This is a genomic window from Pedobacter sp. PACM 27299 (assembly GCF_001412655.1).
Classification (GTDB): domain Bacteria; phylum Bacteroidota; class Bacteroidia; order Sphingobacteriales; family Sphingobacteriaceae; genus Pedobacter.
Genome location: NZ_CP012996.1, coordinates 35,397 through 43,510 on the forward strand (window position 1 = coordinate 35,397; position 8,114 = coordinate 43,510).

Here is an 8,114-nt window from a genome sequence, read left to right on the forward strand (position 1 = left end):
TATTAATATGATCATCTCGACTAACGTAAGGTGGAGTAGTTGTAAAACTGCAGCCTTCCTGTGCCCATCACTTCTATTGTTTTTGTTTCTTCTGTCCCATTCGATGCTTTTAAATTCAGCGTAATGGTATTTTTCCCTTTTTGTAAAGGGATTCGTGTATAGCTAATGCTGGCGGGTAAAGACTGCCAGTTCCTGGTATCGGATTTCTCTGACAATAAGCTATACAATTGAACGCCAAAACCCAGTCCTTCCAGTAAAGAGTTGTCTTTTCCATTCTTTCCAGTTCCTTTTGAACTTTCCCGCAGCACATATTCCGCGCTTTTCTTCACTGCCAGGCGACTCAGCGTTTTACCCATTTCCTTTAGAAAACGCTGCTGCAGGGTTTTGTAGGCCAACTCATTGATGTCCTCTGCTTTTTCAAAACCCACCGTTGTTTTCCCATCCGTCAAAGTGGCGCTGCTATAAAATGGAGGCCTGCTTACATATTTTGGGAAAGTAGCCCTTAAACTCTGGACAGAATTCACGTTAAAATCACTGCCATAACCATTGCTGAAGGGGATAATGATCGTTCCACCAACATTTGTGAAGAACAAACTACCATCGTCACCCTTTACCAAAGAAAAGAAAAACTCTTCCTGTTCCTTTACCGGTGCCAGTCCATTTTCCCAGAAGAAGATCAGTTCGCCGCCTTCCGGTGCTTTCTCCGGCGTATATTTAAGCTTAAAAAGGGTCTCGAAACGCTGTAGCTCCGCAGTAAAGCCCATTGCAGCCGCAGTTCTTAAAAGGTCTTTTTTCAGTTCTTCCGGCATCGGCGTACCATAATAGGTTTGATCTTTACTGTTGAGGTAAACTTCCGCAGCATTACGATAAGCGATAAAAGCGTTGTTCATATCACCATCATATTCATAGATCAAGCCTTGCAGCATTAAAGAGAAGGCGTCTTTAGAATAGCGATTGTCCTTATTATTGAACTTATCACCCTGTTCCTGAGACTGCAACCCAATCCGTCTGGCTTCCACAATGGCATCTTCTGGTTTTCCCAGATACACATAATTTAAAGCCTTATAATAATGGATCATAAACTTCTCAAAATCTTCTCCTTTATAGACCTGATTCATTGGATTTACTAAAGTCCCAACTACTGCATCCATTGTACCGCCCAATCCATTTTCTAGCAGCTGATCAGCTTCATTGAAGTAGCGATTACTATTCTCATAATCACCCATCAGGTGGGCCGTTTTTCCTTTTTCCATCAGGAACAGCAGCTTATTACGAGGTTTTTGCAAGAGCTTATTCTTTTCCAGCTCCTTCATCGCCTCTGTATAATTGCCACTAGCCATCTGCTTATAATATGGCGTAATCATATCATTATAGCTGGAACAGCTAAAAAGAAAGAGCATCAATCCTATAAAGATTGATGCTCTAAAAGTATGCTTAGTGTGATTAACCATGTTAGATTTAGCCTGTTAAGCCAGACTAATTTTTAACGTATTTCGTGATTTTTTTATCCCCAATCCAAACCACTTCATTGGTCTGAATATCGGTCAGTTCCAGATTTACCTGGTAGTAAACTACTTTTTGTCTTTTATGAGCGTCTACAATAGAATTGATCGATCCCTGAAGGATGTAATCTGCACCGTTTTCCAACCCGAATTTTTTCATCGTAGATACCGAAGCATTTTCCTGCTGATCTGCCTTCTCTGCACGCAGTTCTTCTCTCTTTTTACCCCCTTGAACCAGTCTTACGCGGCCACTTTGGATGAAAGCCTGTTCTACATCTTTTACGAAAGTCTCCGCATCAATGTGTTCATGACTTTTATTGGTCACCACACCCACGATTACGGTAGGTTTCTTGCCCGCTTTCGCTTCTAAATATTCCGGTAACCATTTGCTTCCCAAAATGCTCTGTGTCATCTCCTGGGCCACTAATCTTGAATCTGTATTGTTCCAATTACCGCTAATGTCGATCGTTTGATCAGGATTTACACGTGTAACTTGTCTGGAGCAAGAACTGATCATGATTCCAGAGGCTGCAATAGCCACTAAGGTTATTATCTTTTTGAACTGCATATATTTAAAAAATAAATTTTCTATTGTTGTTGTTTTGTATGTTACCAGCGTCCCCAATGTCTGTGGTAGCCAATATTAAAACCTCCATACCGACCATAATGTCCAAATCCCAGACCTAAAGAAGATCCGAAATTAGGATAATAATTATAATTCAAGGAAGGGTAAAAATAACCGTTATTATAATCGTAAGGGCTGTACCAGCTGCTATTATTTCTTTCCCTGCGTTGTTGACGACGTTCTTCCCTGGCGGTATACCAGTCGTAAGCTTTATAAGTACTTTGGACAGTACTGCCCTGTGTCAGATTTAAAGAATCTGACAGCCCCATGTATTTGGCGCGACTTTCCTGATACCTCGGATTTTGATCTTTAAAAAGTGGAGGCGTTTGCGCAAAACTTATTGTAGCATACACAAAACTGATCATGCAACCTAAGCTAAATATCAAATTTTGTTTCATCTTTTTATGTTTTTATCTGAATTTAAAATAGGACAACATTTATGCCAATGATTCAGGATACAAAGTTAAACATGACCCTGATTTTAACTGCCATTTTAACGTTAAAAAATGTTAATTAATTGGAGTAACAAAACTTTGGTACTCCGGTAATCATCGCCCATTATCGATCTGTTAATCAGCACACTGATCAACGATTAATCTGCTTTCAGCTGCTTAATGAAATCCACAAACTTCTTATTCCCATAATCTGCAGCTCCAACTTCATGGTAAGAGAGGCGGCCATGCTTATCCAGGACTACCGTTGTAGGCAGGGAACCCGCAAATAGCTGCTGAGGAATTCGGCTTGCTACTGCATAAACCGGCATCTGATAACCCTTTCTATCCATATATTTCTTCGCCTTTGGGAAATCACTATCGGCATCCACCATAATGAAAACGACTCCGTCATCCGCCTTGAACTGTTCATACAATTTATTTACGGAAGGCATTTCCGCTAAACATGGAGGACACCAGGTAGCCCAAAAGTTAATGAAGATTACCTTGCCTTTTAAATCGCCAAGGTCTACCACTTTTCCTGCTGCATCTTTAAATCTTACTCCAGCAAGACTTTCAGACTGTATATTTTCATTACCCTTTTTATAGTCGATACTGGTATCCGGTGAAAACAGACCTACCTTCATCAGCCCCTGGATCATCAATGCCTTTGCTGATGGTACAAAAAGAACCACCAGGATCAGCATACCTAAAAGGCCGTTTATCACATTACTCTTATTGAAGATCTTTCTCATTTAGATAAAGTTTTAATTGCAATCATCCCAAATTAAAGAAATTAATCTATTTTGTAGAGAATCTGCATCAACCTTTACTAACTTATGATAAAAAAAACTCTTCCAGGATTACTGTTACTCAGCGTAGCTTTGTCCTGTACAAACAAAGCACAAAAAATGGAACCCTATAAATGGCCAAATGCGACCCCACCGGTAGCGGAAGTGAAACCTCATATCAGAACTATTCATGGTGATACGGTGGTAGACAATTATTACTGGATGATTGACTACTTTAAAAAAGGAAAAGACAGTACTGCTGTAGTGGAATACCTGACCGAAGAGAATAAATACCTGGATACGATGATGGCTGGGACGAAACAACTTCAGGCAGCTCTTTTTAAGGAACTGAAAGGTCGTATCAAGGAAAAAGATGAGTCAGTACCCGTACTGAAAAATGGTTATTTCTATTATACCAGAAGCGAAGAGGGACAGCAATATTATAAATACTGCAGAAAAAAAGGCAGTCTGAATGCCAAAGAAGAGATCTTATTGGACGTAGACGACCTGGCAAAAGGATTACCGTACTATTCAGCTACTGGTTTTGCCATCAGCCCAGACAATAAAATGCTGGCCTTTGGTGTAGATAAATTATCGAGACGCCAATATGTGATCCATGTTAAAAACCTGGAAACCGGCGAAGTTTTTAAAGATGCCATTCCAAATACCCAAGGTGATGCGACCTGGGCTGCCGACAATAAGACCATTTTTTACACAGCTAAAAATCCAGTTACTTTATTGAGTGAAAAGATAAAGAAACATGTATTGAATACCGATGCCAAACTCGATGAGACCGTCTATGAAGAAAAAGACAAGTCGAATTATATCGGTGTGGGTAAATCAAAATCTGGTAAATACCTTTTCATTTATTCGCAAGCCACACAATCAAATGAGATGAGGATCCTGGATGCAGATAAACCGAATGAAGCATTCAAAGTTTTCCAGCCAAGGGTAAAAGATGTGCTGTATGATGTGATTGCACTGGATGATAGATTTCTAATCCTGACCAATTGGGAGGCCAAAAATTTCCGTCTGATGGAATGTCCGCTGGATAAACCAGAAAGGGCAAACTGGAAGGAAGTGATTCCGCACCGTAAAGATGTTTTACTTGAAGGTGTGGATGAATTTAAAAGTCATATCGTAGTGACTGAGCGGAAAAACGGATTGACGCAACTGCTGATCCGCCCATTCAAAGCTGCGGAATACCACATTGCTTTTGAGGAGCCAACTTATATGGCACAGGTAGGTTCAAACCCAGATTATCAAAGCAAAACTTTGCGTTATATCTATTCATCGCTAACCACGCCAACTTCTACTTATGATTATAATGTAGATACAAAAGCGCAGCAACTGATGAAACAGCAGGAAGTAGTGGGTGGCTATGATAAAGCAGCGTATGTTTCAGAACGCCTATATGCGACAGCAAAAGATGGCACCAAAGTTCCCATCTCCTTGGTGTACAAAAAAGGATTAAAAAAGGATGGCCATGCGCCTTTATTGTTATATGCGTATGGTTCTTACGGATCGAGTATGGATGCAACTTTTAGCAGCGGTAGGTTAAGCTTGCTGGATAGAGGCTTTGTATTTGCTATCGCGCACATCCGTGGAGGCCAGGAAATGGGCCGGCAATGGTATGAAGATGGTAAATTGATGAAAAAGAAGAATACTTTTACCGATTTCATTGATTGCGGACAATACCTGATGGATCAGAAACTGACCAGCAAAGGCCATTTATATGCTCAAGGCGGCAGTGCTGGTGGATTATTAATGGGTGCGGTCATCAATATGGCTCCAGATATGTGGAATGGCATCATTGCACAGGTTCCTTTTGTGGATGTGATCAACACGATGTTGGATGAAAGCATTCCTTTAACCACCAATGAATTTGATGAATGGGGAAATCCAAAGCAAAAAGCCGCTTATGATTATATGAAAAGTTATTCTCCGTATGAAAACATTGAGAAAAAAGCTTACCCGAATATGTTGGTCACAACTGGACTTCACGATAGTCAAGTGCAGTATTTTGAACCCGCTAAATGGGTTGCCAAACTGAGGGCTACCAAGACCGATAAGAATGTGCTGCTGCTCAAAACAGACATGGACTTCGGCCATGGTGGCGCATCCGGCAGGTTCGATTACCTGAAAGATGTTGCCCTAAATTATGCCTTTCTATTTGCATTAGAAGGAATCAATAAATAGCAAAACCCAGTTTTCGAAAATAAAAAGAACTGCCTAAATACAGCGGCCCCTCAAATTGTTCAAATTTGAGGGGCGCTTACTTTATAAAAGAGTTTATCCTATTGATTGGGAAATTCCGTAAAGATTTATTTCTTTGCTTTCAGTAGTTCCTTCAATTCAACAACTGCCTTTTTCAATTCTTCAATTTCTGATTTCAGGCTTTTCAATTCCTTTTGCTGAACCGCGATTTCCTCATCATGTTCCTGCCATCCTTTCAATAAAGGGACGGTCATCGATTGATAATTCAGAGAAAGTGTTTTCTTTTGATCAGTGCCTGCTTTTACCAGAGAAGGGAAAAACTCCTGTACATTTTGCGCGATAAAACCGATCTGGTGCAGGTCTACATCTCGTCGGTCATAGGACACGGCATGCAGCCTTCTCAGCTGTTCAGAAACCGGAGAAAGCGTCTCAATGTTCTTCTTCAAGCGAATGTCCGAATTTGCCGTTACATCCCCCGAGGCTTTAATGTCTCCATTCACAATCACCTGTCCGGTTACCGTTAATTCTGAGTTCACATCCAGGGTGGTGAACTTTCCTTGTGCTGGCGTAGAACCACCGATCAGGGTATTGTCGATTGCTCCTTTGGTAATTTCTACGTTGTCTTTATTCTGGATAGCTAAGGTTCCTAAACCCAGGTTTTCTCTTGCGCCTTCGGCGGTAACAGCACCTGTTCCTCCTTTTTCAATAGCCAGGGTTTCTCCTGTACCTCCACCGGCACCGGCACCCATTTGACTTTCCACCCAATTGCTGTTTGCGATTCCTGCTTTCAACTGATAAAACTTCTCTTCCAGGATGGAGTAGACCAACATACCCAGGGATCTCCTGGCCGGAGTAATCAGGTCTCTTTCCGCATTGCTGGCTACAGACCGGAAGCCCCCTTTCCCATAAATATCACTATGGGTAGCATATTTATCCGTCAGGTCGTTCGGCTCCAAAGCCCCGATTACCTTTACCTGCCCCACCGCGGAAAATGAACCGATGCACAGGAATACACAAAATACATAGATCGCTTTCATTGGGATATAATTCTCCTTACGCTTCATTGCTGTTTTTTCAAAACTCATCATTAATGCTTTAAAATTTTTCATTGCTGTATTAGATAGGAAATGATGGCCTATTGAATGGTAAAAGTTAGTGCTGCTGCTGTATTGTCTTTTTGCACATAAATCACATAATCAGTGACTCCGCCGGAACTATTTCTAAAGGACCTCGTGGTCTTTTCAAAAGCACCAGTAGAATCCAGAATGCCGACGATAATTTTAGTTCCACCCCAGGTTGCAGGGTAGGCGATCACTAGTTTTTGTCGGCCGGAAGGACTTGCCGCTTTATTGCTTACTGCCGCCGAGCTGCCGAATTCACTAGTCAGGGCCAGGATTTGTGCATCAGTAGGTGCAAAATTTTCACCATCATCACCGCCAGTTGCAAAACCATAATACCGTTTCCACTGGAAGCTCAGCGAGGCCGTTGCTTCTGCGATTTTATTGTCGGCTGTTTTTACGGTTAACTTAAACGCATTCGACTCATTGTTTTTTGCCATTACAGTGACTGTTCCGCTAACCGAAGCGCCGGGAGCTGGAGAGGAACTGAAAACCTCCTGACCTGCAACAATAATACTGCTCAGCTCTGCGGTTTCCTTTGCCCGTCCTGCGATCCAATTCAAGGAAACTGAAGTGGTACCCGATGGCCCCATCTCTTTGGTTCCTGAAGGATTAGCTGTTAAACTAGCTGTGGGTCCTAAAGAAGGGTAGAATACGGCTTCAATCCATTTAGCAAGGTCATTGGTTCCAGGATTTACATCTTTATAATAAGCTCCGGTAATTGGCCTGTTCCCGTTGAAGGTTCCAACATTACCACCCCCAGCACCAAGCGTTGCCTTATCTACCCAGGTCACAGATCCTTCCGCATTACTGACCATTACCTGGTCTGTTGCATCAGATTTTATGTGCGCTGCGGTAATTACTTTTTCGGCTATCGAAGGATTCGGATAAGTTCCCATTAAATCACCTCCTGCAAGTCCGCTAACCGCACCCTGCAATAAAAGTGGAGGCCAGCTGGCATCTTCTTTCTTCGGACCAAAAAGCGTCTGATCTGTCGTGTTCACATAAAAGTCTCCGGTTTTTCCTGTTCCTGCAACTGGAATTCCCGCCCCATAAATCAGGTTATTTCCTGCTGCAGCAGCACCAGAAGAGAATAAGACCCAGTTGTTGTTATTTTCCAGCTCTGCCGGTACATCTGCACAGATCAATTGATATGTTTTTGTTTTCCCGGTACCATCATCCATCACAGTGCACAACATTCCTGGCTGACGTCTTAACGGGCTCAGGTTATTCCGATCTGCGAGCGTCGGCACCTGATGATGCCCACCCTTCGCATCATTCGTATAGATGATCACCTTTCCGGGTACCGGAATCAGTGGATTGCCCACAAATTGTGCTGTTCCCTGTTTCGGGGCAAAAAACACAAATCCCATCGCCACCACCGCACATCTGATCCAATAATCTGTTCGTTTTTGTTTGATTTGCATATC

At 42.1% G+C, this 8,114-nt stretch carries 7 protein-coding genes; 1 reads left to right on the plus strand and 6 read right to left on the minus strand.

Annotated features, from left to right (window positions below):
* Positions 1-20 precede the first annotated feature (20 nt).
* The 4 genes from AQ505_RS00120 to AQ505_RS00135 all read right to left on the minus strand — a co-directional run bounded on the left by AQ505_RS00120 (position 21) and on the right by AQ505_RS00135 (position 3,313).
* On the minus strand, positions 21-1,451 hold the full coding sequence (locus AQ505_RS00120; protein WP_062546299.1) for a COG3014 family protein: 1,431 nt from the start codon (positions 1,449-1,451) through the stop codon (positions 21-23).
* Between the two features lie 25 nt (positions 1,452-1,476).
* Positions 1,477-2,070 carry a penicillin-binding protein activator LpoB gene (locus AQ505_RS00125; RefSeq protein WP_062546300.1) on the minus strand — a complete coding sequence of 198 codons (594 nt, stop codon included), beginning with the start codon at positions 2,068-2,070 and terminating at the stop codon, positions 1,477-1,479.
* 41 nt (positions 2,071-2,111) lie between these two features.
* Positions 2,112-2,525 (minus strand): hypothetical protein, encoded by a 414-nt coding sequence (locus AQ505_RS00130; protein WP_062546301.1) that lies wholly within the window; start codon positions 2,523-2,525, stop codon positions 2,112-2,114.
* 194 nt (positions 2,526-2,719) lie between these two features.
* Positions 2,720-3,313, minus strand: coding sequence for a TlpA family protein disulfide reductase (locus AQ505_RS00135; RefSeq protein ID WP_062546302.1), 594 nt, complete (start codon positions 3,311-3,313; stop codon positions 2,720-2,722).
* An 84-nt stretch (positions 3,314-3,397) separates the two neighbouring features.
* On the opposite strand from AQ505_RS00135, the gene AQ505_RS00140 reads away from it, so the two are divergent.
* Positions 3,398-5,548: a S9 family peptidase gene (locus AQ505_RS00140; protein WP_062546303.1), complete on the plus strand. Its 2,151-nt coding sequence runs from the start codon at positions 3,398-3,400 to the stop codon at positions 5,546-5,548.
* 125 nt (positions 5,549-5,673) lie between these two features.
* Here the strand turns inward: AQ505_RS00140 and AQ505_RS00145 are convergent, their stop codons facing one another.
* Positions 5,674-6,675: a tail fiber domain-containing protein gene (locus tag AQ505_RS00145; protein ID WP_062546304.1), complete on the minus strand. Its 1,002-nt coding sequence runs from the start codon at positions 6,673-6,675 to the stop codon at positions 5,674-5,676.
* Positions 6,676-6,701: 26 nt separating this feature from the next.
* Positions 6,702-8,111 carry a hypothetical protein gene (locus AQ505_RS00150; protein ID WP_062546305.1) on the minus strand — a complete coding sequence of 470 codons (1,410 nt, stop codon included), beginning with the start codon at positions 8,109-8,111 and terminating at the stop codon, positions 6,702-6,704.
* Positions 8,112-8,114 lie beyond the last annotated feature (3 nt).

Excerpts from the sequence above, each read along its gene's own strand:
- AQ505_RS00130 (WP_062546301.1), bottom strand. The coding sequence starts at position 2,525 with ATGAAACAAAATTTGATATTTAGCTTAGGTTGCATGATCAGTTTTGTG.
- AQ505_RS00140 (WP_062546303.1), top strand. The coding sequence starts at position 3,398 with ATGATAAAAAAAACTCTTCCAGGATTACTGTTACTCAGCGTAGCTTTG.
- AQ505_RS00125 (WP_062546300.1), bottom strand. The coding sequence starts at position 2,070 with ATGCAGTTCAAAAAGATAATAACCTTAGTGGCTATTGCAGCCTCTGGA.
- AQ505_RS00135 (WP_062546302.1), bottom strand. The coding sequence starts at position 3,313 with ATGAGAAAGATCTTCAATAAGAGTAATGTGATAAACGGCCTTTTAGGT.
- AQ505_RS00145 (WP_062546304.1), bottom strand. The coding sequence starts at position 6,675 with ATGAAAAATTTTAAAGCATTAATGATGAGTTTTGAAAAAACAGCAATG.
- AQ505_RS00150 (WP_062546305.1), bottom strand. The coding sequence starts at position 8,111 with ATGCAAATCAAACAAAAACGAACAGATTATTGGATCAGATGTGCGGTG.
- AQ505_RS00120 (WP_062546299.1), bottom strand. The coding sequence starts at position 1,451 with ATGGTTAATCACACTAAGCATACTTTTAGAGCATCAATCTTTATAGGA.